Genomic DNA, 25,978 nt, shown 5'->3' with positions numbered 1-25,978 from the left:
CAAGGAATATCGGAATGACTGATTTCACCACACGCCCTGAAATCCTTGGCACCTTCGGCGTCGTCACCTCAACCCACTGGATCGCCTCGGCGGTCGGCATGGCAATCCTAGAGAAGGGCGGCAATGCCTTCGACGCCGCCGTCGCCACCGGCTTCGTGCTGCAGATCGTCGAGCCGCATCTGTGCGGTCCGGGCGGTGATATGCCCGCCGTGTTTTATTCGAAGCAGAAGGACAAGGTGGAGGTCATCTGTGCCCAGGGTCCGGCTCCGAGCGGTGCGACGATTGAACATTATACTTCGGAAGGTCTGAAACTCATCCCGGGCGACGGGCTGCTCGCCACCGTCATTCCCGGCGCCTTCGATGGCTGGATGCTGATGCTGCGCGACTATGGCACGATGAGCGTGCGCGACGTGCTGGAACCGGCCATCTATTATGCCGAACATGGGCATCCAACGCTGCCGCGTGTCTCTGCCACCATCAAGGGGCTCGCCGATTTCTTCGAAAAGGAATGGCCGACATCCTACGAAACATGGCTGCCGGGCGGTGCCGCGCCGGAGCCCCACGCCAATTTTCGTAATCCTGTTCTGGCGGCGACCTATCAGCGGATCATCACTGAAGCTGAAGCGCGTTCTGGCCGCGAAAACCAGATCGAGGCGGCGCGCGATGCCTTCTACCGGGGTTTCGTTGCGGAAGCCATCGACAGTTACGTCAGCACTTCAGAGGTGATGGATGCCAGCGGCACAAGGCACAAGGGTGTGCTGACGGCGCAGGATATGGCCGGGTGGAGCGCTACCGTTGAAGCGCCGCAGACGCTCGATTACCACGACTGGACGATTGCCAAGACGCCCGCCTGGGGGCAGGGTCCGGTTCTGCTGCAATCGCTTGCACTTCTAAAGGGCTTCGATATCGCAGCCATGGACCCGTCCGGTCCCGATTTCATCCACACCATCGTCGAAGCCATGAAGCTCGCCTTTGCTGACCGCGAAGTCTATTACGGCGATCCGGAATTCGGGCAGATTCCGACGGAATATCTCCTGTCGGAAGGCTATAATGCCGGACGTCGCGCGCTGATTGGCAGCGAGGCCTCGCTGGAGCTGCGCCCAGGCATCGTGCCGGGTTACGAAAAGCAGGTGGACGCGACAATGGCGATGCTGGCGGAAATGAGCGGCAAGGGCACCGTCTACGAGCCGACCATGTCGCATCTGACCGAAAAGCGCGGTGACACCGTGCATATCGATGTCATCGACCGCTGGGGCAACATGGTTTCCACCACGCCATCGGGCGGCTGGCTGCAGTCATCCCCCATAGTGCCCGGCCTCGGTTTCGCGCTCAATTCCCGCGCCCAGATGTTCTGGCTGAAGGAAGGCCTGCCGACCTCGCTTGCGCCGGGCAAACGCCCGCGCACCACATTGACGCCCTCGCTTGCGCTGCATCAGGGCCGGCCTTCCATGGTCTTCGGGACGCCGGGTGGCGACCAGCAGGACCAGTGGCAGCTGCCCTTCTTCCTGCGTTATGCCCACCACGGCAAGAACCTGCAGGCGTCGATCGACATGCCCTTGTTCCATACCTCGCATTTTCCGGGTTCGTTTTATCCGCGCACCAGTTCACCGGGTGAAATCATGGTGGAGGGCACGGTGGGTGAGGCGACGCTTGCCGAGCTTCGCCGTCGTGGCCACCGGGTTACCGTTGCCGATGCCTGGTCGGTCGGGCGGCTCACCGCCGCGCGCCGCGATGCGGACGGCCTGCTGCGCGCCGCCGCAACACCGCGGTTGATGCAGGCCTATGCGGTGGGGCGGTGAGACCATGGAAACAAATCCAGTCCTCTCCGTCCGCAACCTCACCACCTCCTTCCTTGTCGATGGCGCATGGAAGAGTGTCGTGCGTGATGTCTCCTTTGATGTCGCGCCCGGTGAAACCGTCGCCATTGTCGGGGAATCCGGTTCCGGCAAATCCGTGACGTCGCTGTCGCTGATGCGCCTGCTTGCCCCGGCCTCCAGCCGGATCGAAGGCGAGGTGCTGCTTAACGGCCGCGATCTGCTTTCGCTTTCCGAAAAGGAAATGCGCGGTGTACGCGGCAACGATATCTCGATGATCTTTCAGGAGCCGATGACGTCGCTCAATCCGATCTTCACCATCGGCCGTCAGATTTCGGAAGTTCTCATTCGCCATAAGGGGCTTTCGAAACACGAGGCGCGGGCCGAGACGGTGCGGCTTCTGGAAAAGGTCCGAATTCCCAACGCGGCGGGCCGTTTCGACGAGTATCCGCACCAGTTTTCAGGCGGCATGCGCCAGCGCGTGATGATCGCCATGGCGCTCGCCTCACGACCGAAACTGCTGATCGCCGACGAGCCGACGACGGCGCTCGACGTGACCATTCAGGGCCAGATCCTCGACCTGATCAAACTGCTGCAGGAAGAGGAGGGCATGTCGGTGCTCTTCATCACGCATGACATGGGCGTCGTGGCCGAAATCGCCGACCGGACGATCGTGATGTATCGCGGCGACGAGGTCGAGACCGGGCCGACCGAGGAGATATTCAAACGCGGCAAGCATCCCTATACACGGGCGCTGCTTTCGGCGGTGCCGAAGCTCGGCTCGATGCGTGACCGGCACTGGCCGACGCGTTTTCCCGTGCTCGACATGAAGACCGGTCTTTCGACTGAGCCTCAGGAGGTGGCGGAGACCGTTGCGAGCGGTCAGACGCCGGTCCTGTCGGTGAAGAATCTTGTGACACGTTTTCCCATCCGGTCCGGCCTGCTGGCGCGCCAGACGGGTGCGGTTCACGCCGTTGAAAACGTCTCCTTCGATCTCTTTCAGCGTGAAACGCTGTCGCTTGTGGGCGAATCCGGCTGCGGCAAATCCACCACCGGCCGCTCGATCATGCGGCTTGTTGAGCCGTCGTCCGGCGATGTGTCACTCGATGGTTATGATGTGATGCGTCTCGATACGGTCGGGCTCCGCAACATGCGCAAATCCGTGCAGATGATCTTTCAGGATCCTTTCTCCTCGCTCAATCCGCGCATGACGGTGGGTACGGCAATTTCCGAACCCTTCATCAAGCATAAATTGGGCACCACGAAACAGGCGAAGGAAAAGACCGCCGATCTTCTCGAAAAGGTCGGGCTTTCAGCCGACATGGCCAATCGCTACCCCCATGAATTCTCGGGCGGCCAGCGCCAGCGTATCGCCATTGCCCGTGCGCTCGCCCTCGATCCGAAGGTTATCGTCGCCGATGAGAGTGTGTCGGCGCTCGATGTCTCGATCAAGGCGCAGGTGTGCAATCTGCTGCTCGACCTGCAACAGAGCCTCAACCTCGCCTTTCTGTTCATCTCGCATGACATGGCAGTGGTGGAGCGTGTCAGCCATCGTGTCGCGGTGATGTATTTGGGGGAGATCGTCGAGATAGGCCCGCGCGCGGCCGTCTTCGACAATCCGCAGCATCCCTACACAAAAAAGCTGATGGCGGCTGTGCCAGTGCCCGATCCGGCAAGGCGGGGAATAAGGCGTGGCATATCCAATGACGAGCTGAAGAGCCCGATACGGGCTATGGAATATGAAACACCTGCGCGAAACTACAGGACGGTATCGCCCGGCCATCTGGTGCAGTTGGCCTGAGGCGGGTGCTGCGGTATCAGTGCTTCGAAGAAGAAGCCTTTATGCCGGGTTCTTGAGCTGGACGCCTCGCAGGTGCTCCATCAGGTAAGCATGGGTCGCGGGATTGGCGACGATCAGCGTGCCCGTCTTTTCGTAGAATTCCGGACCGCGACCCCACCAGTCAGTCACGATTCCGCCCGCCTCCTGCACCAGCAGGATGCCGGCTGCGGTGTCGACGAAACCGGTTTCCTCATAATAACCGGTCAGCCGGCCGCAGGCCACGTAAGCGCATGAATTGGCGGCGCTGCCGACAACACGGACCGCGCCGATGGGCGCTCGGATCGCGTCGAGGCGCTGATAGGCGCCGGGATAAAGCTGGAGATTGGGCGTCGGCAGGCCGGTGCCGACGCACATCAAGGCAACATCGGTGCTGGCATTGACCTGCAGGCGCTCGCCGTTGAGATAGGCGCCTTCCCCTTTGATCGTCGTAAACATTTCGTCGGAGACGGGATTGTAGACCAGTCCGCATATGGTCTCGTCGCCGCGCCTGAGCGCGATGGTGATCGTGTAATGTTGGCCGAAGAGGAAATTGGTGGTGCCGTCGATTGGATCGACCAGCCAGCGATGATCCTGATCGGCTCCTTCCACAGGCGCAAATTCCTCGCCGGTCAGTCCCCAGGGATATTGGCCGAGCAGACGCTTTCGGATCAGCGTCTCGGAATCTCTATCGGCGTCGGAAACGAAGTCTCCCGGACCCTTGACGCCGATCTCGATGTCGCGAAAGCGCCGGAAATGGTCGAGCGTCAATGCGCCGGCTTCGCGGGCGGTGGCGACCATGTGCTCGAGGATGGCGCTGTAATTGACTGTCATTTTCTGAAAACCTCTGCGAGCCCTTCCGGGTCATCGGTGGTGATCTGGTCCACCTTCAGCCTCAAGAGCCGCTCGACTGCATCAGTGGATTGCGGCGTGACGCTGTTGATCGTCCAAGCATCCACACGGCGGCCCGCGGCATGGATCGGGGCGATGATATCGACACCAGCATCCGCAGCTGCAAGCACGATCTCGTACGCGAGGTAGATCATGTCCGCATCGGGTGCTGTGGCAAGTGCGTCTTCGATGAAGCCCAGATAGTTTCCGCTTGCCTTCAACTCTGCAAGGGTGCCGCGATGGCAGGGGTCATAGCCAGTGCGAAGGCCGGGGGCCGAGCCAGCCAGCGCGGTAATAGCGTCGAAATCGCCGCCTGACAGGATCACCGACTTTGCGATGGGTGAAACGCTTATCCCGAAGCCGGCGACCACCTGTGGGGCAAGCGCCTGCCGGTTTTCCTTGAAATCGAGCTGTAGCAGGGCGTCGGGATGAACGGTGTCGTCCGCAAGCAGGGCGCAAAGGTCTTCGAGCAGCATCACTTTCGAAGCGATTGGCTGGCCGTCATTATCGCGCAGGTGAAGCTGTCGCAGGGTTGCGGCGGATGTATCGCGTACCCGGCCGGTGCCAGTGGTTTCCCGCTCCAGCGTCCGGTCATGCAAAACGGCGCAACCGTGATCGCCATGAATGACGAGATCGACTTCGATGCTTGCACCGAGCCGCATCGCTTCGATGATACGCTCCCCCGTAAAGACCGGATCGGAAGCACGGCGGCGGCCGCGGTGCCATTTGAGCCAAGTGTTGTGGCCGTTGCGGTCGATGAGTATCGGATGGGTCATGTCAGCTCCGGTAGATCGGGCGGTTGTCGCGATAGGCCGTGATGGAACGGGGCGAAATCCGTACCCCCTGTCCCGCCCGGAACATATCCGGATGGGAGACCATGGATTTGATCCTGGTACCATCGGTCAGATCAAGGTCGACAAGGCCATGGGTGCCATAATCCGTCACCCGGTGCACACTCCCCTCCGGTGTTTCGGAGGTCGCCAGATCGATGGCTTCCGGGCGAATGGCGAGAATGGCCGGGCCATCAGAGATGGGAAGCGGAAAGGTGAAACCAGCGCGCATGAAGTTCCCATTTGAAACCGTGCCCTCAATCAGGTTCATGGTGCCGATGAAGCCGGCGACGAAAGGGGTCTGCGGCTCCCGGTAGATCACATTCGGCCGGTCGATCTGTTCGGTCTTGCCATTCGCCATCACGACGATGCGGTCTGCCATGGAAAGCGCCTCGTCCTGACCGTGAGTGACGAACAGCGTGGTGATGCCGAGACGCTGCTGGATATCCCGAACCTCTTCCCGCAGCCTTTCGCGCAGATGCTGGTCGAGACTAGCGAAGGGCTCGTCGAGAAGCAGGATTTTCGGCTCCAGAACCAGCGAGCGGGCAAGCGCCACACGCTGCTGCTGGCCGCCCGAAAGCTGGCTCGTGGCTCGCTCGCCATAACCGGAGAGACCGACGAGTTCGAGCACGGCCTCCACTTTCTCCCTGATCACGGCAGCCGGCATGCGGCGCAGTTTGAGGCCGAAAGCAAGGTTTTTGAACACATTCATGTGGCTCCAGAGCGCGTGACTCTGAAATACCATGCCGGTCGGTCGCCGCTCCGGAGGCAGGCGGGTGACGTCTTCGCCATCTATGGTGATTTGCCCGCCTGTCGGTTGCTCGAACCCGCCAACCATGCGCAGCAATGTCGATTTCCCCGAACCGGAGGGGCCGAGAAGGCAGACGAGTTCGCCATCAGCGACATCGAGCGAGAAACTGTCGACTGCCTTGGTACCACCGGAAAAGCTTTTCGTGACCTGGCGAATGTGGAGTACGGACATGTAGATTTCCTAACCGCCGAAACCGCGGGCAAATGCGCCGCCTCCGATGACGCGGCGGGCGAACATGAGGGCAATGAAGGACGGCACCCAGAGCAGGACGGACAGAACTGCACCATACTGGATGACCATCTGATTGTTGATGTAGCTGATCATCAAAACCGGCATCGTACGAATGCCGGGCGCCCCGATCAGCCATGCACCTTCGGTCTCATAAAAAGTACCAACGAAGCTCAGCATAACGGCGGCGGCAATAGTCGGTCCCGCCTGTGGCAGGGTAATTGACCAGAAGACCCTGAGCGGGCTGGCGCCGACATCCCGGGCGGCTTCTTCCATGCGCCGATCGACGGCCTGGAAGGCCGCCACGGGAATCCAGATCATGAACATCAGCGTGCCGACCAGCTGGATGAGAACGACGCCCCAGAAGGTACCGATGAGGTTGAGCTGCAGGAAAATGGCGGCAATTGCCACCAGAAGGCCGAATTTCGGGAAGGCGTGGCCGGCGAGGAAGGAGAAGAACAGGAGGTTACGGCCGGGAAAGCTCATACGCGCGAAGGCGTATGCAGCAGGAAGGCAGATCACCGCCGAAAGCAGCGTCACAACCGTCGTCAGCCGCAGGCTCAGCATCAAAGCGTTCCACACGTCAGCGCGGCCCAGTGTCTGGCCCCAGAACCGGAAACCGAACTGTTGTGGGATGACATTGGGGAAACGCCAGACCTCGGTGAATGCCCATGTGCCCACAACAAGCAGCGGCCCGACGATGGCGATGGTGAGAAGCGTAGCAAAAAAAATGCCGGGCCAGTCCATGCGGGCCCGAGCCCGCGTCATCGTCGTCATGTCATTTCCCCTGGTTGCGCGCGACCGAACGCACATAAAACAGGCCGAAAGCGATGCAGAAACCGAAAGCGATGACGGCCTGTGTCATGGCGCCGATGGGATCCTGCACTTCGCGCAGCGTGCGCTGCATGAAAGGGCCAAGCATTTCGGGAGAGGCCGGTCCGAGAAGATATGGAAGGGTGAAGGAGGAAAAAATGCCGAGCACCGAAAAGGAAAGCGCCACGAGAATGGAATTGGTAATGCGTGGCAGGATGATGTGACAGAAAACCTGCAGCGCGTTTGCGCCGACATCCCGCGCCGCCTCTACCGACTGGTTGGCAACGCTTCCAAGCCCCGCGAGCAGGATAAGCACGGTCAGCGGAATATTGTCCCAGACAAGACCGATGACGGGTCCCCAGGGCGTGAGATAGGGCGTGCGGATTTTCGGCAGGTCGACGGCGTTGAGCAATATGTCAACCATGCCGTTCGGACCGAGAACGCGGATGAAGGCGAAGGCGAGGATGATGGAGGGCACGAACATCGGGAATATGGCCAGCGCCTGCACGTAGGCCGAGAGGCGGCCCTGCGAAAAGCGCAGGTAAAGCGCGATCGGCAGGCAGATGACCAGCAGGAGGATCGCGCAGACCATCGTCGTCCACAACGTCACGGCAAGATTGTCGAGACTGTAGCGGTCCGAGAAGAAAAAGTCGTAGCTGGAAAGGTCGAAACGCGTTTCACCATTCGCGTCGATGCGCCAGACAGTGCGGCCGATGGCGTTAATCGCTGGCCATATAACGAGCCAGATCATCAGGAATACGGGTATGGCAACGAGCAGGAGGCCGCTTGGCCTCCTGCCTGACGTATTGTCCATGAGCGGGCGAGCCACTCCTTCTGCGACTTCGGTCACGACTTGCGGTCAACGTTGGGAGCGACGTTGCGATACCAGCCATCATTAATGGCGGTTTCCCATTTACCGGCTGGGAAGGTTGGAATAGTCTGGGGGATGATGTCGGCGAAACGCTTGCGCAGTTCTGCCGGCACAAAGTCCCAGGAAACGCCGGGGAAGCCGCCAAGTTCGGTGAGGATTGCCCCCTGGATTTCTTCCGACAGCACGAAATTCGCGAGCTTCAGGGCCGCATCGCGATTGGCGCCGTTCGCCAGTACGACGGCACGCGAAAAATTGCCGCACAGCGCGAGATCCTGAAGCTGCACCAGACCGGTTTCCTTCGGCAGAACGCCCTGGTCGATGGCCTGAAGCACCTGGTCGGACCAGACCGGGGTCATGGTGACGACGCCTTGGGAAAGAAGCTGCAACGACTGGGTGTTGCCGGACGAGTAGGCGCCCTTGTCGTAAAGCGACGGTGCGATGTCCTTGAGCAGTTCCCATGCCTTGCCGAGCGCCTTGTCGCCTGCTTCCGGCGTGTAATTGTCGACAGTGAATGCCTTGGGATCAAGGCCGTTCGCCTGATGGATGGCGCGACGAACAAAATTGCCGCCCGAACCGCCCTTGTCGGGGCGGTTGTAAACGAATTGACCCGGATTGGCCTTGATCCAGCTGACGAGCTGATCCCATGTCTTCGGCGCATCCGCCGGCTTCAGCTTGCTCGTGTCATAGGCGAGCAGGACCTGGCTGCCGCGATAGGGCAGGCTGTACTCGCTCTGGATAGCGAGCGGGTTGACACGCGAATAGTTGGAAAGCCCGGCCTTCGCCATGTTCACATAGATACCGGCTTCGATGGCGCCGGCAGGCAGCAGTGGATCGGCCGTTTCGAAATAATCGGCCTGCGGATCGGTACCGGTCTGCTTCGCGGCAACGGCGCGCTCGCCGATGGCGATAATACCGGCGCCGTCGCCGGCGTCGACCAGATTGAGCTTCAGGCCAGGATTGGCGGCTTCAAAGGCGGGCTTGATCGTGTTGGACCAGAAATCGAGGATGTTTGTATCCGAACTGGTGTACCAGTCGATCGTGCCTGCAGCGGCGAAGCTCATGCGCGGTGCAAGGGCGAGACCGGCGGCGGCGCCTGCGGCGGACATCATAAAGGTGCGGCGTTTCATCTATGTCTCCGATATTGTCGGCGCGAGTGGAACTGTCGAGCGCTGCCCGAGGGGCTGGTAGGCGCAGGCCAGTCGTTGCACAGCCGTGCATTTTTGGACCAGCCGGCGGCGGTTCTAATGTCTTTCCATAACGCTTTCGTGACAGTCCGCCCGCGACGCCTCGGAGCCGCGCGCTCATATCGCGCTTATTCGCGACGGAGCATAAAGAAAAACCCCGCCGAAGCGGGGTTTCCGTTACCAGGTCTGGCGACCATACCAGTCGTCAATGTCTTTTCGGGTGCGGTCCTTCTCGTAACCATAGCGCTCCTGAATCTTGCCTTCCAGCTGTTCGCGCTTGCCGTTGATGACGTCAAGGTCATCGTCGGTGAGTTTGCCCCACTGCTCCTTGACCTTGCCCTTCATCTGCTTCCAGTTACCTTCAACACGATTCCAATCCATTGGATCCTCCCACTGTTTTTGGTCTGCACCTGTAAATGTGCGAAGGCAGATCGGGTTCCGGCAAAACGCGAACATCGCACCCGGGCTTGAAACATTGGGCGAAGATAAAGCGCGGTACGGAATTTCCTTTCCGTGTGCGTTTCTACATGACGGAACAATCATTGCCCTCGATTGTTAGCTTCACTGGAAAGCCACGGTCCTCACCGGGCTTTGCTTTCGTGTCGAGCCGCAGGGTTCAGCGTGTCATGAACAAGTTCTTCACTCGCTTTGCGAGCCGTATCGCATCTTTCTCAGGTTCGCCCAGCGCCTTTGTCGTGGCGCTCGCCACCGTCCTCATCTGGGGCATCAGCGGACCCCTGTTTGATTTTTCGGAGGTCTGGCAACTCGTCATCAACACCGGCACGACGATCGTCACCTTCCTGATGATTTTTCTCGTACAGAATTCCCAGAACAGAGATTCCGCCGCGATGGAGGCGAAACTGGACGAGTTGCTGCGGGCTGTAGAGCAGGCGCGCGCCGACTTCATCGGCATCGAGCATCTGACGGAGGACGAGATCGAGGAGATCCGGACCCGTCTCGAAAAAGAAAACGGGCGGGAAAGCAACAAGCCGCCGCCCCATCACGCCATGGATCGTCTGCTTTCCCGGCGTTAGTCACCGGCCCCTGATTGATGGCCGATCATTGTTCACAACATTTTCCAAACCCTGGAAAGACCGTATGGCAGAAGGAGTTACCATGTCACTCACCGTTCTTGCTCTGAACGCGACGCTCAAACCGTCGGCCACGTCGGAACCATCCTCCACCGAGAAGCTGCTGGACCTCATATTACGGGAATTCGCCAGCCAGGATATCAAGGCCGAGACGATCAGGCTCGTCGATCACGATATCAAGCCGGGCGTCAGTTCAGATGAGGGCGACGGCGATGCCTGGCCGGCCATTCGGGAAAAAATACTGAAGGCCGATATCCTGCTCATGGGAACACCGATCTGGCTTGGCCAACCTTCGAGCGTTTGCAAGAGAGCGCTGGAGCGCATGGATGCATTCCTGGAGGAAACCGATGATGAGGGTCGGATGGTTTCTTATGGCCGGGTTGCGGCTGTCGCGGTTGTCGGAAATGAAGACGGCGCCCACCATGTCTCGGCGGAGCTCTTTCAGGCGCTGAATGACGTCGGCTTCACCATCCCTGCCAATGCTGTTGCCTATTGGGTCGGGGAAGCGATGGGGTCGACGAATTTCGTCGATCTGGACAAGACGCCCGATGCCGTCAAAACCATGGTCAGCATGCTTGTGCGCAATACCGCGCACCTGGCGGCTCTTCTCAGGAATTCCCCGTATCCCGGCAGCGATCAGTAGTGCGGGTCTTGTTCCGGTTGGTGAACAGGCATCGCCTCGGTCGCCGCGCAGAGGCGACGGTTCAAGCGGCCCCCCTCATTATTTTTTGGAACTCTCCGCCTTCCGCTTTGTTCGGAAGGGGCCTTTCCCGGGCCGGAAAGGCACCGTCTCCGACGGGAAGTATGGCTGATGGTGAAAAGGGAGGAAGACCCAAATGAAGAAGACTTTTTTCATGGTGTTGTTTGTTGGAGCCGGGGCTGTTTCGGCCTTTGCCCAGCAGGCTCCGACAGCCAATCCCGGTGGTGATACGCCGGCGGTTGTGACGCCGGACACGAAAAACCCGACGGCTCCGGTGGAAGGCGCCAACAGCTTTACGGAGGTGCAGGCGAAGAAGCGGATGGAGGAGTCCGGTTACACCGGGATCACAGGCCTCACCAAGAATGACAAGGGCGTGTGGATGGCATCGGGAATGAAAGACGGAAAAACCGTGGCCATAGCACTCGATTACCAGGGCAACGTCGTCGCCAGGTGAGGGCAGGACTTAAGCGCACGGACTTTTGGGAGAAACATGATGAGAACCGTAACTGCACTTTTTGATGATTATGATGATGCAAGTAACGCCTTCATCGAACTCGAGCGCGCGGGCATCCCCTCAAGCGACATCAGCATTGTGGCCAGTAACGCAGACAGACGCCACGGCGAGGACAGCAAAGCCGCTGAAGGTGCCGGCACCGGTGCCGGCATCGGGGCCATTGTCGGCGGCGCCGGCGGCCTGCTGACGGGCCTCGGCATGATGGCTATACCCGGTGTCGGACCCGTCGTCGCCGCTGGCTGGCTGGCCGCCACCGCCGTCGGTGCGGCAGGCGGTGCTGTTGCCGGAGGAGCCACTGGCGGATTGATCGGAGCCATGACCCGCTCAGGCGTTTCGGAAGAGGACGCCAATGTCTATGCGGAGGGCGTGCGCAGAGGCGGAACTCTCGTCACTGCGCGGGTTGAAGACGATTTTGTGCCTGAGGCGGAGGCTATCCTCCGACGCTCGAACTGGGTCGATCCCTTCGAACGGCGTTCGGCCTATGGTCAGGAGGGCTGGACGCGTTTTGACGAAACGTCGAGGCCCTACGCCGCTGAAGATGTTGAGCAGGAGCGGAACCGATATCGCCGCTCGGCGCTTTGACAGGAGCATTCCTCACCGCCCACCGGGCGTGGCGTCCTGCCACGCCCTTGCGAAAAGCTTTCAGGAGTTACCATGGCCAAAAAACCGGACACCACCGCATCGGCGGGAAAAAGCGACGTTGTTACGATCCACGACCAGAAACTTTCCCGCGGCGAGGGCGGCGAGTTGCACCAGACCGCCGAAGGCGACGCACCCGTCTTGACGACAGCGCAGGGCGGGCCAGTCGCCGACGACCAGAATACGCTTCGCGTCGGTCCTCGTGGCCCGCTTGTCATGGACGATTTCCATTTCAGGGAAAAGCTCTTTCATTTCGATCATGAGCGAATTCCAGAACGTGTCGTTCATGCCCGCGGTTATGGGGCCCATGGCTATTTCGAGACCTACGATTCCCTAGCCGCCTACACGAAAGCGGATCTCTTCCAGCGTGCGGGCGAAAAAACCCCGGCTTTCGTGCGTTTTTCGACCGTGGCCGGCAATAAGGGCTCTTTCGATCTTGCGCGCGACGTGCGCGGCTTCGCCGTCAAGCTTTATACGCAGGAAGGCAACTGGGATCTCGTCGGCAACAATATCCCGGTATTCTTCATCCAGGACGCCATCAAATTTCCCGACCTCATCCATGCCGCAAAACAGGAGCCAGACCGCGACTTTCCGCAGGCGCAAACGGCTCATGATACGTTCTGGGATTTCATCAGCCTCACGCCCGAAAGCATGAACATGGTCATGTGGATCATGTCCGACCGCACCATTCCGCGGTCGTTCCGGTTCATGGAAGGGTTCGGCGTGCACACCTTCCGTTTCATCAACGCGACAAACCAGTCGACTTTCGTGAAGTTTCACTGGAAGCCGAAGCTGGGTCTCCAATCCGTGGCGTGGAACGAGGCGGTGAAGATCAATGGTGCCGATCCCGATTTCCACCGTCGCGATCTCTGGGCGGCCATCCAGTCCGGCAATTTTCCGGAATGGGAGTTGCAGGTCCAGCTTTTCGACCAGGATTTCGCCGACAGCTTCGATTTCGATGTCCTCGATCCCACCAAAATCATTCCCGAGGAGATATTGCCGCCGCAGCCGGTCGGCAGGCTGGTTCTCGACCGCATGCCGGACAACTTCTTTGCCGAAACCGAACAGGTGGCGTTCATGACGCAGAACGTGCCGCCGGGGATCGATTTCAGTAACGACCCGCTGCTGCAGGGAAGAAATTTCTCCTATCTCGATACACAATTGAAGCGTCTCGGCGGGCCGAACTTCACGCACCTGCCCATCAATGCGCCCAAATGTCCCTTCGCGCATTTCCAGCAGGACGGCCACATGGCGATGCGCAATCCAACGGGGCGCGCCAATTATCAGCCCAACTCCTTTGGCGAAGGCCCGCGAGAATCGCCAGCGCGCGGCTTTACACATTTTGCAGGCGAAGAGCAGGGCGCCAAGGCGAGATTGCGGCCGGAGAGCTTCGCAGATCACTATAGTCAGGCGAGGCAATTCTATCTCAGCCAGACTCCTCCCGAACAGCGCCATATCGCCTCCGCCCTCACTTTCGAGCTGAGCAGGGTGGAGACGGTCGCCATACGTGAACGGATGGTGTCACACCTCCTCAACATCGATGAAACGCTTGCGTCGACAGTTGCCCAGAAGCTTGGTTTCCAGTCGATGCCTAAACCGGCGGAGGCGGCAGTGCCGACCCGACAGGACCTGGAGCCTTCACCCGCCCTCAGCATCGTCAATCGAGGGCCGCAACGTTTCGAAGGGCGCAAGCTCGGCATTCTCATTACGGATGGCGTCGACGCAAAATTGCTGCAGGGGCTGACCGGGGCTGTTACGGCCGAGAAGGCCGTCTTCGAGTTGATCGCGCCTAAAGTCGGGGGCGCCGTGGCTTCGGACGGCACTCTCATTAAAGCGCATTACATGATCGATGGCGGTCCTTCGGTTCTCTTTGATGCGGTGGCCTTGTTGACATCGGCAGAGGCCATCGACGATCTCGTCAAGGAAGCAACGGCCCGGGATTTTGTCGCGGATGCGTTCCAGCACTGCAAGTTTATCGGTTATGACCAGTCGGCCCTGCCATTGCTGAAAAAGGCCGGAATTGCCGATGTCATGGATGAGGGCGTCTTGCCTCTGCCGGGAGAAGACGGGTTGGCAGCCTTTGTTTCCGAACTCGGCAAGTTGCGCGTTTGGGCGCGCGAACCGTCGGTCAAGCTTGGGAAGGCATCAGTCCCTGTCGCTAACGGATAACGCAACGGGCGGCGTGCCCTCATCGTTTAAGGGAGCGCCGCGCCCGCGGCCAGTGCGCCGCAGCACCGGCAGACGAAAGTGCCGCCACATTTGGCGGCACTTCTCACCCGGAGGTCTTGTCCAGAGCGAGGTCTGATTATGAAGCTTGTCCGCGACAACGGATTGACCATCGTCCTTGTCCTTGCATCACTGCTGACGATCGGCGGGATGTTCGCCACACGCTGGGTCGTTCAGGAAAGCCCGCACCACAAGCGCGGCACGGATGATTGAGGTGGAGTCCGGCCGTGCCGGATGTGGCTTCGTGGCGCCGGAAGTGCTGCGAGGCTATTTCCCATCCGGCTCTGCCATCTTGCGGTGTTGTCTGGCGAGCGTTTCCGCCGGCGTTACATTGGCCATCGCCGACATCAGCTTGTTTTTCCAGCCGGACACGACATCGCCCTCACCATTCATCATCGCCTCATAGCCGGCCTTGGCCACGAAACCGGGATCATCCTTCTTCTGTCTGCCAACGGGGGTGTCGAGCATGTCCGCACGCTCGAAGAACTCCGTGTCCGTCGCGCCCGGCATCAGGCAGGTTACCGTGACACCCGTGCCATCAAGCTCTTCGCGCAGCGCGAAGGAAAAGGAATTGATGAACGCTTTGGTAGCGTTATAGACCGCCTGAAACGTGCCCGGCATGAAACCGGCGATGGAACCCGTAAACAGGATACGTCCATTGCCACGCTGGCGCATTCCGCCTGCAAGGGCATGAACCAGCGCAATCGTGCCGCTGATATTGGTGGCGATGACCCGCTGGATGTCCTCCATTCTCTGATCGAGAAAGCCATCGCCCAGGCCCTGTCCTGCGTTGGCGAACAGAAGATCGACGGGCCGCGACGAGGCGGTGATGCGGGTGAGAAGCTCCTCCACGCCAGCCTGTGTCGAAAGATCGGCCCGCACCGCCTCTACCTGCGTGCCGGCCGCGCGCAGCCGGGTGGCCGCGGCATCGATGTCATTTTCATCGGCCACGATGATGAGGTCGTAACCATCCTGCGCGGCGCACCGGGCGAGCTCATAACCGATGCCGGACGAAGCGCCGGTGACGACTGCAAGGCCCTTGGTGGATTCTTCCCTGCTCATGATCACCTCCTACGGCTTCAGGACGACTTTGATGCAGCCATCGTCGCGGTGGCTGAAGGTGTTGTAGAGGTCGGGTCCTTCATCGAGGGTGGCGCGATGGGTAATGACGAAGGACGGGTCGATTTCGCCTCTTTCGATGCGGCCCATGAGGTTGGGTAGGTAGGCCTGAACGGGCGTCTGCGCCATCTTGAACGTCAGGCCGCGATTGATGGCGGAACCCATGGGAATTTTGTCAAGAAGACCGCCATAGACGCCGACCAGCGAGACCGTACCGAAATTGCGGCAGCAATAGATTGCCTGACGAAGTACATGCGGCCGGTCGGTCCCCATGAAGGTGGCGACCTTGATGCGGTCGATCCTCGAATCCCATCCTGCCGCGGGATCGGGCTCCGTTCCTACCGCATCGATACAGGCATCCGCGCCGCGACCATGGGTCAGTTCCATGATGCGGTCGTAAATGTCCTCGTCGAGGTAATTGAGCGTCATCGCGCCGGCTTTCGCCGCGAGATCGAGCCTCTCCTGCACGGCGTCGATGGCGATGACCCGTTCCGCACCGAGGAGAAAGGCGGAACGGATCGCCATCTGACCCACCGGACCGCAGCCCCAGATCGCAATCGTATCGCCCGGCTGGATGTTGCAGAAGTCCGCGGCCATATAGCCGGTCGGAAAGATATCGGACAGGAAGAGGACCTGCTCGTCGGTCAGACCGTCCGGAACCTTTATCGGCCCGACATCGGCGTAAGGCACTCGCATATATTCCGCCTGGCCGCCGCTGAAGCCACCGAGAAGATGGGTGTAACCGAACAGGCCGGCGGGCGAATTGCCCCACATCTTCCGCACCTTGTGCGGATCGGGATTGCTGCGTTCGCAGCCGGAATAATAGCCACGCTTGCAGAAGAAGCACTCGCCGCAGGCGATGGTGAAGGGGACGACCACGCGGTCTCCGACCTTGAGCGCGGTATTGTCCTTACCGACCTCAACCACCTCGCCCATGGTTTCGTGGCCCATGATGTCGCCGCTGTGCATGTCCGGCATGATGCCATTATAGAGGTGGAGGTCTGAGCCGCAGATCGCGCAGGCCGTGACCCTGATGATCGCATCGCGGCCATGCTCGATTTTCGGATCGGGAACGCTTTCGCAGCGAATGTCGTGTTTGCCGTGCCAGGTCAGTGCCTTCATGTCGCTCACCTTCATTGTCTGCTGGGTTGTCAGAAGCGCCCTTTGTCGAGAGCGCCCTTTGTCGAGCGGGTGCCTAACCGGGCGTCCGCGCGAAAGTTCCCCGCGGCACCGGGACCTTCTCGCTCCCGGCGGCAAGGCAGGGCGGAATTTTTTTTAGAGAATGGAAACCCGCCGCGCTTTCAGAGGTTCGGTTACTCAGCAATTCGGGAGTTCATCGATCATGACATCACGACGCAAGGCAGCTCCCGATATCGGGTTTAAGCCCGGTCCGGGCGGCGGCTGGGGATCGGCCAAGTCGGTGGGAGAGGTGCTGTTGAGGGAACATGTTCCCCTGTCCGGTCCGACATTGCTGAAACACCAGAACAAGCCGCAGGGGTACATGTGCGTCAGCTGCGCCTGGGCGAAACCGGCCAAGATCCATCCCCTGGAATTTTGCGAAAATGGCGCGAAAGCCACCGCGTGGGAAATAACGAACCGACGCGCCGACAGTGCGTTTTTCGCCAGACACACCCTTGCCGAACTGGAGGGCTGGCGCGACTACGATCTGGAAGAGCAGGGCAGGCTGACGCAGCCGATGCGTTGGGACGCGGCCACGGACAGATATCTGCCAGTCAGCTGGCAGGCCGCATTCGAGGAGATCGGCCGGGAGCTGCGCGCTATCGCGCCGCAGCAGGCGGAGTTTTACACCTCAGGCCGCGCCTCGCTGGAAGCATCTTACATGTACCAGCTCTTTGCCCGCATCTATGGCAGTAACAATCTGCCGGACTCATCCAACATGTGCCATGAAAGCTCGTCCGTCGGCCTGCCCGAAAGCATCGGCGCTTCCGTGGGAACGGCGATCCTTTCGGATTTCCAGAATTGCGACTGCATTTTCTATATGGCGCAGAATGTCGGAACATCCTCGCCGCGACTGCTGCACGATCTGCAGGATGCGGTCGACCGCGGCGTGAAGATACTGACATTCAACATGCTGCGGGAGGCGGGGCTGGAGCGCTTCGTCAACCCGCAGTCGCCCGGCCAGATGCTGGCGACCCCCGCGACGCCGATCTCGACGAAGTATTACCAGGTGAAGAATGGCGGCGATATCGCTGCCCTTTTCGGTATCTGCAAGGCGCTTGTCGAGGCAGACGACGTGCTGCATGCGAGTGCCGCAAGCAAGGTTTCCGGCTCGGATGGGCAGCCGCGCGATCCGGCCAATGCGGCGGCGGTCGCATTTGCCGCTGCCATTGCCGCGGCTGACAAGAAGCATGTGCTCGATCATGATTTTCTTGCCGAGCACACGGCGGGTTTTGACGATTTCGCCGCTGCAGCCCGCCGCCATGAATGGGAGGAGCTAGAGCGCGTTTCAGGCCTGACCCGCGAGGAGATGATGGAAGCCGCCGCCATATATGCGGATTCCGACGCGGTGATGATGGTCTATGGCATGGGCCTCACCCAGCATGTGATGGGCGTGGAGAACGTTCACATGGTTGCCAACCTCGCGCTGCTGCGCGGCAATATCGGCAAGCCGGGTGCAAATATCTGTGCCGTCAGGGGCCATTCGAATGTGCAGGGCCAGCGTACAGTCGGCATTACGGAAAAACCCGGCCTCGTGCCGCTGGACAAGCTCGCCGACCTATACCAGTTCCAGCCGCCCGCGTGGGAAGGCCACTCGACGGTCGACAGCTGCAAATCCATTCTCGCCGGGGAAACAAAGGCTTTCATCAGCCTCGGCGGCAATTTTTTGCGGGCAGCGCCGGAAACCGAGGCGATGGAAGCCGCGTGGCGCAAGCTGCGGCTGACGGTCCAGATCGCAACGAAACTCAATCGCAGCCACGTCATCCACGGCGAGATCGCCTTTCTGCTTCCCTGTCTCGGACGCATCGAAATCGATGAACAGGCGACAGGGCCCCAGGCCGTCTCCATGGAAAGTTCCGTTGCGCATTTCCATGGTTCGCGTGGCAGGGCAAAGCCGGCCAGCCGGGAGTTGCTCTCGGAACCGGCGATCATTGCGGGCATGGCCGTGGCGACGTTGACGCGCGGCAACGTTCCTTGGCAGCAATGGGTTCACGATTATTCGCGCATTCGTGACGCCATAGAGCAAACCTATCCGGAAACCTTCAGGAACTTCAACGAACGGCTTTTCAAACCCGGGGGCATCCCGCGCCCATTGCCCGCAAGGGAGCGAAAATGGGTAACCTCAAGCGGCAAGGCGAATTTCCTGACCCCCCGGCCGCCTGTTCCCCGAATTCCCGCCTGAGGCGTCGGGTCCGGACGTCCTGCACCTGTCGACGTTGCGATCCAACGACCAGTTCAACACGACCGTCTACGGCTATAGTGACCGTTTTCGCGGCGTGGAAGGAACGCGGCAGGTTCTGTTCATGAATGTCGATGACATCGCCCTGCTTGGGTTTGCCGACGGCGATATCGTCGATATCGTTACGGCAATCGAGCCGCAGACGCCAAGGGCGGTCCGCGGGTTCAGGATCGTTGCCTATGATATTCCCCATGGCTGTTGTGCTGGCTATTTTCCGGAAACCAACCCGTTGTTTCCGCTGAGCCATCATAGTCCGAAAGCGAAGACGCCATCATACAAGCTGCTGCCCGTCCGATTGACGCCGTCAACCACGGTTCCTTCCAACTGAGGATGCTCGAGGTGCGGGATGCGGAGGAGGGAAAAGGCCAATCGTTCAGCGACACTTCTATGGTCCGCTCTATGCGGTTCTTTAATCGGAGCAGCGGCGATCATGGGTTACTGGCGTGAACCGCGAACATTCCGCAGCGACCCTCCCGTAACGGCAGCGCTTGAGCGATTGCGCTTCATGCCCGTTCCTGTGGCCGGCGCGCCGCCGGAAGTTTATTTTGCTCTCGGCAGGCCGTTCGAAAACGGTGCTTATGATCTTTCCCAGGGAAAACCCTCTATTCATGGTTCGGATGCCCGGCTTGCCACGGTGAAGGCGAAGGCGGCAAAGGTCCATCGTTTCTCAACGGTCAATGGATTTATGGACCATCCATGGTCTCTGTCGCGGCGTCGATCAGGGATGGCCGGCCGCACGGCATGCCGCCTTTCCGCGCCAGGATGACGACTGAAGAGATCTGGCAGCTTGCGGGATATGTGAGAACCATCGGGGCCTATTCGCCATCGGTGGCGGCCCCGGCCCGTAATGACGACCGTCAGACCCGTCCGGCTGAGAACCGGGCGCCTGCTGCCATCCTCTTCAACGAAGGGTCAGCGTGGAAAAGACCGGAGGAGCCGGTGCCTTGAAGATCGTCGCCGCTCTCCTTGCTGTCCTTACCCTGCTTTCGGGGTGCGGCGACGTTCAGTCGGTGCTGAACGCTGCGGGGCCGTCAGCGTCGATGTTGAAGAATCTGATCCTCTTCATCGTGGCGGTGAGCCTCGTCGTGTGGCTGGCAGTGATCGCGATCCTGATCCTGTCTCTCGTCAGAAGCCGGCGGGTGGCGCAGAACGAGACGGCAAGCGGCAAGCGATTGCAGCTTTTCGTCACGGGCGCGGTGATGATGACGGTTTTCATTGTCGCCGGCCTGACGCTTGCGAGCTTTCTTGCAACGCGGGCCATAAACTTCACCGGCGAGGCAGACTTGACGATACGTGTTCGCGCCCAGCAATGGTGGTGGCAGTTCATATACGAAGATGCGACACCGGATGGCGGTTTTCAGACCGCCAACGAAATGCACATCCTGGTCGGGCGGAATGTCCGGGTATTGCTCGAAAGCCCGGATGTGATTCATTCCTTCTGGGTGCCCAGCCTTGCCGGCAAGATGGACCTCGTTCCGGGACGAGAGAATACGCTTGTGTTTCGCGCTGACAGGCCGGGTGTTTACCGGGGCCAATGCGCGGAGTTCTGCGGCCTTCAACACAGCCACATGGCTTTCATGGTCATGGCCGATGACGAGGCGTCCTATCGCCGGTGGGCCAATAAGCAGAAGGCGGTGGCCGCCATGCCGCAAGACGCAGATGCTCTGGCCGGGAAGGCCGTGTTCCTGCGCAAGCAATGCGCCGCCTGCCACACCGTCAGGGGAACGCCGGCCGCCGGCACCACGGGGCCTGATCTTACCCATGTCGGCAGCCGCCGCACGATCGGCGCAGGCCTGCTGGAGACCACACGCGGCTCGCTTGCGGCATTGATCGCCGATCCACAGACGTTGAAACCGGGCAACAACATGCCGCTGGTGCCGCTCACCGGGGAAGAGTTGCGGCAGGTTTCCGCCTATATGGAGGGGCTCGACTGATGGCGGGAAAACAGGCCTCCATCCTCATGGATACCGATCTGCCGGTTCCCGGCATGGAGAGCGCGCTCGAAACAACATGGGGGTCGAGCCGCGGTTTCTGGGGCGCGATTGGTACTGTCGACCACAAGGTTGTAGCCCGGCGATATATTGTCACGGCCTTCGTGTTCCTGATACTCGGCGGCCTGCTTGCTCTCGTCATGCGCCTGCAGCTGGCAACGCCCGAAGCGCGTTTTATCGACCCGGACCGGTACAATCAGATATTCACCATGCATGGCGCGAACATGATGTTCCTCTTCGCCGTGCCGGTCATGGAGGCGATGGCAGTTTATTTCGTGCCATTGATGGTCGGGACGCGCAAATCGCCTTTCCCCGGCTGAACGCCTATTCCTACTGGGTATTCCTTGTGGGCGGGCTGCTTCTCTGGGTCTCGTTCGTGCTGGACAGCGCGCCTGATGTCGGCTGGTTCGCCTATGTGCCGCTCGCGGGCCCGGAATATGGCGCCGGCAAACGCGCCGACATATGGGCTCAGATGATAACCTTTACGGAGCCTTCCGCACTCTCCATTGCGGTGGAAATCGTGGTGACGGTTTTCAAGCAGTGCGCTCCCGGCATGTCGCTCGATCGAATTCCGCTTCTCGTCTGGGCAATGGTGGTCATGGCCTTTCTCGTCATCATCGCCATGCCCGCGATCATGTTCGCCAGTTCCACGATGATCATGGATCGTCTCGTCGGCACCCATTTCTACAATCCGGCCGAAGGAGGGGACGTGCTCCTGTGGCAGCATGTCTTCTGGTTTTTCGGACATCCGGAGGTCTACATCATCTTCCTGCCGGCTGTGGGCATGGTCTCCACCATCCTGCCCGCCTTTGTCGGCCGGCCGATATTCGGTTACATGCCCATGGTCATGGCGCTTGTCGCAACCGGTGTCCTGTCTTTCGGTCTCTGGGTGCATCACATGTTTGTGGCTGGCCTGCCGAAACTCGGAGAAAGTTTCTTCACTGCCTCCAGCATGGCGATTTCCGTGCCGGCCGGCGTGCAGATATTCTGCTGGCTGGCAACATTGTGGGCCGGGCGGCCGGTTTTCAAGACCCCGCTTCTTTTCATCATCGGCTTCATCGTCACCTTTGTCATCGGTGGTCTGACGGGCGTCATGGTGGCGTCCGTGCCCTTCGACACACAGGTTCACGACACCTATTTCGTGGTCGCGCATTTTCACTACGTCCTGATCGGGGGCGCCGTTTTTCCCCTGATCGGAGCCGTCTATTACTGGTTTCCAAAAATGACGGGCCGGATGATGAGCGAAACGCTTGGCCGCATCAGCTTCTGGCTGATCTTCGTCGGCTTCCACCTGACGTTTTTTCCAATGCATATTCTCGGTCTGCAGGGAATGCCGCGACGCATCTATACCTACTAGCCGGAGATGCCATGGGCGGGCCTCAACCTCTTCGTGAGCCTCAGCGCCGTCGTGCTGGCGACAGGTTTTCTCGTCTTTTTCATCGATATCGTCCGAAGCTTTGCCAAAGGCCGTCCCGCCGGGGACAATCCCTGGGGCGCCGCCACGCTGGAATGGGCAACCCCCTCTCCGCCGCCGCCCTTCAATTTCCGCTCCATACCCGTGGTGGGAAGCCGCGATCCACTGTGGGAGAACACCGGAGAACTGCCTGTTGTCGCGGGGATGCGGGTTGATCGCCGTGAAATTCTGGTCACCAGCGTCGTCGAGGCGCTGCCCGAAGCCCGCGAGGCTTCCCCGACCGACTCCGTGTGGCCGTTCTGGGCGGCCATTGCAACGTCCATCATGCTCATCTGGTCCATGTTCTCCCCCTGGGCAGTCGTCTGGGGATCGATCCCGATTGCTGTAGCGCTGATCGGCTGGTTCTGGCCGAAAGGAATGGCGGAGGAGGACGCATGAAGGAACGTGTCGCGCTCGATGTCTCCAAGCTGCCGATGTCCGGCAACGGCACCGCCAGCCCCATATGGTGGGGAACCTGCGCCTTCATGCTGATCGAAGGAACGGGCTTCGCGCTGGCGGTCGCCGTTTATTTCTACCTGATGAGCCTGGCACCACGATGGCCGATCGACGCCCCGCCGCCGGATCTTTCAGCCGGCACGGTGCTGACAGCGCTGCTTGTCGTCAGCGTCGTTCCGAATGTCCTCGTCAGTCGCTGGGCCAGGCAGAGGCGGCTTGTTCACGTCCGTTTCGGTTTAGTCGTCATGTCCGCAATCGGGTTTGTCCTGCTGGCGGTGCGCGCCTTTGAGTTCCCAGCCCTCCAGGTGAAGTGGGATGACAATGCCTACGGATCGATCGTGTGGACGATCCTCGGACTGCACACGACCCATATTCTGACCGACCTCATCGATACCATCGTCCTGACCTGCCTGATGTTTACCCGGCATGGCGACAGCGCCCGCCGTTACGGCGATGTAGAGGACAACGCGCTCTACTGGAATTTCGTCGTCGTAACCTGGCTTCCGCTTTACGCCTGCCTTTACTGGATACCACGGCTATGACCCTGAAAACCCTCGATATTGCCGGACTGTTCGGCGCTCCCCTGATCTGGGCGTTCAACACGCAGCTCGGCCAGATCTTGCCGGCGGTCGATTGCGGCAGCCGGACGGGCTTTACAGCTGTCGCTGCCTTCCTCTCTGCCGGGATAGCGGTTACCTGCGGCGTTCTTTCGGTAAGGGGCCGGAGTTCCACGGCATCGCGGATGGCGATGTTCCTGATGTCTTTGGGCGTCCTCGTCGCGCTGGTTTTTGCCTTCGCACTCCTTCTTCAGGGGGCAGCGACATTGCTGCTGAACCCATGCGCGCGCTGACACTGATCTTTCTGTTGCTGGTCAGCGCCGGGCCGCTCTCGGCCCATGAGGGGGAGCCGCATCCGACGGCGATGATATGGACTTTCGATGGCTGGATCATCGGACCGCTGCTTGTCGCAGCCAGCCTTTTCAGTACCGGTTTTTTTCGGCTGTGGAGACGGTCGGGCACCCGCCGGTGGATGGCGAGGTCCGCCTTCGCCTTTTCCGGCGGCTGGCTTGTTCTGGTTGCTGCACTTGTCTCTCCGATCCATTCCATGGGCGAGCACCTGTTTACGTTCCACATGATAGAGCACGAGATGGTAATGGGGGTTGCCGCGCCGCTGATCGTGCTGGCGCGCCCCGTCGGTATCTTTCTCTGGAGCATGCCGCGCATGGTTCGTCGTCGTGTGGCTGCGGTGATGACCGACAGGCGCGTGCGGGCCAGCTGGAATGTTCTTGCCGGCGGGGCTGTGGCAACATCTCTGCACGGGCTTGCCATCTGGGGCTGGCATGCGCCTGCGCTGTTCGATGCGACGGTGAGCGACATGCCACTGCACCGGATACAGCATCTCTTTTTCTTTCTGACCGCGATCCTGTTCTGGTGGGCAGTTTTCTGGCGCGCGGACCGGGGGCTTGCGGCCTGGCACCTGTTTGTCACGATGATGCATACCAGCATTCTCGGCGCCCTGATCGCGCTGGCGCCACAGGTGATTTACGTGGCCCAGACCCGAGACGCGCCGGCATGGGGCCTGACGCCCTTCGAGGACCAGCAGCTTGCCGGTCTCCTGATGTGGGTGCCCGGCGGTGTCATCTATGCCGGGGCGGCGCTCGCGATGCTGGCGATGTGGATTTCCCGGTCGGGCAGGGAGGACCGATATGGCGCGTCCCTTCTCTAGAACCGGGCTTATACTTGTTGCGGTGCTTTCGGCGGCGCTTGCCACGGGCATTGCGGTCGCAATCGTCAAGAACGTGTCTCAGCGCGGCGCCGTTGCCACGGCAATGACTGGCGGTGATGCGCGCCTGGCGCCCGGGATTTTCCGGCGCTACGGCTGCACGGGCTGCCACGCGATCCCCGGCGTTGCCGGTGCGGACGGGAAGGTGGGAGGCGAACTACGTTCACTTCGCCAGCGGGTCTATATCGGTGACGGCCTCAACAACACACCGGACAACCTCATTCGCTGGATTGTCTCGCCGACGCATTTTTCGCGGCAGAGCGCTATGCCGGAAACCGGTATCACCGAGGCCGAAGCGCGCCATGTCGCGGCCTATCTTTATGCTCACTGACGGGTCACGGATGCGGGGTTTGCCTTGCCGGCAAGGCCTTGATGTAGCGGGCAATCGCGTCGCGATCTTCCTGTGGCAACTGCGAAAGATTGGCGACCACGTCCACCATTGCGGACCCGACATGTCCGTCCTGTGGCTTCTGGCCTGTTGCGAGCATGGTAGAGATGTCGGTCTGCGTCCACCTGCTGAGACGTGCCGGCGTGATGTTTGGCACAAAGCCCGTGCCTTCCGCGTCGGGACCACCAGCGAAACGGGTTTCCGGGCGGATGGCGGCGAAGATATTACGGCTGGAATGGCATTCGGCACAGTGGGCAAGCGTCTCCGTCAGATAGGAGCCGCGATCAAGAGCGGGATCGCCGGTGATCGCCTGCGGTTTGCCGACCTCTTCAAAGAACAAAAGCTTCCAGACGCCAACGGCACGGCGCAACCTGAAGGGTGGCCACAGATCATGCGGCGGCGCTTTGCCGGAAACAGGCGGCAGGGTCCGCAGATAGGCGTAAAGGTTTTTTATGTCCTCGATCTTCATTCCCGTATAGCTCGTATAGGGAAAGGCCGGATAATAATGGCGGCCGTCAGGCGATATGCCGGCGACCAGCGCATTTGCGAAATCTTCAACGGTCCAGGAGCCGATCCCATCGGCAATGTCGGGGGATATATTCGGCGGACGGAAAACGCCGAAGGAGGAGGAAAGCGCCAATCCGCCTCCGAGCACGAGCGAGTCCGGCTGTCCCGGCGTGGCATGGCAGGACCCGCAGCTTGCAGCCAGAAATACCAGTTTTCCCTGCTGCGGATCGCCGGGCGATGATCCGATGTCGTTCGGTCCGAAGACCGGCTTCGGCGTGGTCAGAAGCCAACCCCCCAGGCAGGCCGCGGCTGCGAGACACCATATCAACAGCCGGCCTGGCTGAACCGACAGATGAAAACCGGGAGTCTCGCGAACCATCATCGGAAAGGTCCATCGTCAGAGCATACTTTTATGATTGCGCCGGGTTCCGGCCGC

General features: G+C 60.4%; 23 protein-coding genes and 3 pseudogenes. 16 read left to right on the top strand and 10 right to left on the bottom strand.

Annotation, left to right across the window (positions count from 1 at the left end; genetic code table 11):
* The first annotated feature begins 14 nt into the window (after positions 1-14).
* Positions 15-1,799 (top strand): gamma-glutamyltransferase family protein, encoded by a 1,785-nt coding sequence (locus EGT36_RS17030; RefSeq protein ID WP_125270654.1) that lies wholly within the window; start codon positions 15-17, stop codon positions 1,797-1,799.
* 4 nt (positions 1,800-1,803) lie between these two features.
* On the top strand, positions 1,804-3,615 hold the full coding sequence (locus EGT36_RS17025; RefSeq protein WP_125270653.1) for an ABC transporter ATP-binding protein: 1,812 nt from the start codon (positions 1,804-1,806) through the stop codon (positions 3,613-3,615).
* A gap of 39 nt (positions 3,616-3,654) precedes the next feature.
* Here the strand turns inward: EGT36_RS17025 and EGT36_RS17020 are convergent, their stop codons facing one another.
* The 7 genes from EGT36_RS17020 to EGT36_RS16990 all read right to left on the bottom strand — a co-directional run bounded on the left by EGT36_RS17020 (position 3,655) and on the right by EGT36_RS16990 (position 9,639).
* Positions 3,655-4,464 (bottom strand): inositol monophosphatase family protein, encoded by an 810-nt coding sequence (locus tag EGT36_RS17020; protein WP_004444544.1) that lies wholly within the window; start codon positions 4,462-4,464, stop codon positions 3,655-3,657.
* Positions 4,461-5,297 (bottom strand): glycerophosphodiester phosphodiesterase, encoded by an 837-nt coding sequence (locus tag EGT36_RS17015; RefSeq protein ID WP_125270652.1) that lies wholly within the window; start codon positions 5,295-5,297, stop codon positions 4,461-4,463. Before EGT36_RS17015 ends, EGT36_RS17020 begins: the two co-directional genes overlap by 4 nt.
* A gap of 1 nt (position 5,298) precedes the next feature.
* A complete protein-coding gene (locus EGT36_RS17010) occupies positions 5,299-6,333 on the bottom strand; it encodes an ABC transporter ATP-binding protein (protein WP_113730674.1) in 1,035 nt (344 codons plus the stop codon).
* A gap of 9 nt (positions 6,334-6,342) precedes the next feature.
* Complete coding sequence (locus EGT36_RS17005) at positions 6,343-7,167, bottom strand: ABC transporter permease (protein WP_004444541.1); 825 nt, start codon at positions 7,165-7,167, stop codon at positions 6,343-6,345.
* Position 7,168: 1 nt separating this feature from the next.
* Positions 7,169-8,017: an ABC transporter permease gene (locus EGT36_RS17000; RefSeq protein ID WP_210274067.1), complete on the bottom strand. Its 849-nt coding sequence runs from the start codon at positions 8,015-8,017 to the stop codon at positions 7,169-7,171.
* Positions 8,018-8,049: 32 nt separating this feature from the next.
* A complete protein-coding gene (locus tag EGT36_RS16995) occupies positions 8,050-9,201 on the bottom strand; it encodes an extracellular solute-binding protein (RefSeq protein WP_034497849.1) in 1,152 nt (383 codons plus the stop codon).
* 234 nt (positions 9,202-9,435) lie between these two features.
* Complete coding sequence (locus EGT36_RS16990) at positions 9,436-9,639, bottom strand: CsbD family protein (protein ID WP_004444538.1); 204 nt, start codon at positions 9,637-9,639, stop codon at positions 9,436-9,438.
* A gap of 245 nt (positions 9,640-9,884) precedes the next feature.
* Between EGT36_RS16990 and EGT36_RS16985 the strand changes: the two genes are divergently transcribed.
* The 6 genes from EGT36_RS16985 to EGT36_RS31075 all read left to right on the top strand — a co-directional run bounded on the left by EGT36_RS16985 (position 9,885) and on the right by EGT36_RS31075 (position 14,641).
* The gene (locus tag EGT36_RS16985; RefSeq protein WP_034497847.1) at positions 9,885-10,292 is read left to right on the top strand and encodes a low affinity iron permease family protein; all 408 of its coding nucleotides are present in this window, start codon (positions 9,885-9,887) and stop codon (positions 10,290-10,292) included.
* 82 nt (positions 10,293-10,374) lie between these two features.
* The gene (locus EGT36_RS16980) at positions 10,375-10,992 is read left to right on the top strand and encodes a flavodoxin family protein (RefSeq protein WP_125271402.1); all 618 of its coding nucleotides are present in this window, start codon (positions 10,375-10,377) and stop codon (positions 10,990-10,992) included.
* Positions 10,993-11,185: 193 nt separating this feature from the next.
* Positions 11,186-11,503 (top strand): PepSY domain-containing protein, encoded by a 318-nt coding sequence (locus EGT36_RS16975; protein WP_125270651.1) that lies wholly within the window; start codon positions 11,186-11,188, stop codon positions 11,501-11,503.
* Between the two features lie 39 nt (positions 11,504-11,542).
* Complete coding sequence (locus EGT36_RS16970) at positions 11,543-12,145, top strand: hypothetical protein (protein ID WP_125270650.1); 603 nt, start codon at positions 11,543-11,545, stop codon at positions 12,143-12,145.
* 72 nt (positions 12,146-12,217) lie between these two features.
* Positions 12,218-14,371 carry a catalase gene (gene katE / locus EGT36_RS16965; protein ID WP_125270649.1) on the top strand — a complete coding sequence of 718 codons (2,154 nt, stop codon included), beginning with the start codon at positions 12,218-12,220 and terminating at the stop codon, positions 14,369-14,371.
* A gap of 138 nt (positions 14,372-14,509) precedes the next feature.
* On the top strand, positions 14,510-14,641 hold the full coding sequence (locus EGT36_RS31075) for a hypothetical protein (RefSeq protein ID WP_286084092.1): 132 nt from the start codon (positions 14,510-14,512) through the stop codon (positions 14,639-14,641).
* A 54-nt stretch (positions 14,642-14,695) separates the two neighbouring features.
* Here the strand turns inward: EGT36_RS31075 and EGT36_RS16960 are convergent, their stop codons facing one another.
* Both EGT36_RS16960 and EGT36_RS16955 read right to left on the bottom strand, forming a co-directional pair.
* A complete protein-coding gene (locus tag EGT36_RS16960; protein ID WP_113730680.1) occupies positions 14,696-15,490 on the bottom strand; it encodes an SDR family NAD(P)-dependent oxidoreductase in 795 nt (264 codons plus the stop codon).
* Positions 15,491-15,499: 9 nt separating this feature from the next.
* Positions 15,500-16,669 carry a zinc-dependent alcohol dehydrogenase gene (locus EGT36_RS16955; protein WP_112552937.1) on the bottom strand — a complete coding sequence of 390 codons (1,170 nt, stop codon included), beginning with the start codon at positions 16,667-16,669 and terminating at the stop codon, positions 15,500-15,502.
* 220 nt (positions 16,670-16,889) lie between these two features.
* Between EGT36_RS16955 and EGT36_RS16950 the strand changes: the two are divergent.
* From EGT36_RS16950 to EGT36_RS16915, 8 genes and pseudogenes are all read left to right on the top strand, one after another.
* A pseudogene (locus EGT36_RS16950) lies at positions 16,890-19,293 on the top strand (FdhF/YdeP family oxidoreductase).
* Positions 19,294-19,311: 18 nt separating this feature from the next.
* Positions 19,312-19,913, top strand: a pseudogene (locus EGT36_RS16945) (c-type cytochrome).
* On the top strand, positions 19,910-20,899 hold the full coding sequence (gene coxB, locus EGT36_RS16940) for a cytochrome c oxidase subunit II (RefSeq protein ID WP_125270648.1): 990 nt from the start codon (positions 19,910-19,912) through the stop codon (positions 20,897-20,899). The pseudogene EGT36_RS16945 and the gene coxB overlap by 4 nt, the downstream one beginning before the upstream one ends.
* Positions 20,899-22,808: pseudogene (gene ctaD / locus EGT36_RS16935) on the top strand (cytochrome c oxidase subunit I). Before coxB ends, ctaD begins: the two are co-directional and overlap by 1 nt.
* The gene (locus EGT36_RS16930) at positions 22,805-23,407 is read left to right on the top strand and encodes a cytochrome c oxidase subunit 3 (protein WP_125270647.1); all 603 of its coding nucleotides are present in this window, start codon (positions 22,805-22,807) and stop codon (positions 23,405-23,407) included. The pseudogene ctaD and the gene EGT36_RS16930 overlap by 4 nt, the downstream one beginning before the upstream one ends.
* Entirely contained in the window at positions 23,404-23,715 is a 312-nt protein-coding gene (locus EGT36_RS16925; protein WP_125270646.1) for a hypothetical protein, read from the top strand. Before EGT36_RS16930 ends, EGT36_RS16925 begins: the two co-directional genes overlap by 4 nt.
* On the top strand, positions 23,703-24,590 hold the full coding sequence (locus EGT36_RS16920; protein ID WP_125270645.1) for a cytochrome c oxidase assembly protein: 888 nt from the start codon (positions 23,703-23,705) through the stop codon (positions 24,588-24,590). Before EGT36_RS16925 ends, EGT36_RS16920 begins: the two co-directional genes overlap by 13 nt.
* A complete protein-coding gene (locus tag EGT36_RS16915) occupies positions 24,571-24,978 on the top strand; it encodes a c-type cytochrome (RefSeq protein ID WP_064264239.1) in 408 nt (135 codons plus the stop codon). Before EGT36_RS16920 ends, EGT36_RS16915 begins: the two co-directional genes overlap by 20 nt.
* Before the next feature lie 4 nt (positions 24,979-24,982).
* Here the strand turns inward: EGT36_RS16915 and EGT36_RS16910 are convergent, their stop codons facing one another.
* A complete protein-coding gene (locus tag EGT36_RS16910) occupies positions 24,983-25,924 on the bottom strand; it encodes a c-type cytochrome (protein WP_286084091.1) in 942 nt (313 codons plus the stop codon).
* Between the last annotated feature and the right edge of the window lie 54 nt (positions 25,925-25,978).

This window comes from Agrobacterium sp. FDAARGOS_525 (assembly GCF_003938925.1).
GTDB classification, from domain to species: domain Bacteria; phylum Pseudomonadota; class Alphaproteobacteria; order Rhizobiales; family Rhizobiaceae; genus Agrobacterium; species Agrobacterium pusense.
Note: the sequence above shows the minus strand (reverse complement) of the source record. Positions and strands in the feature narration are given on the sequence as shown.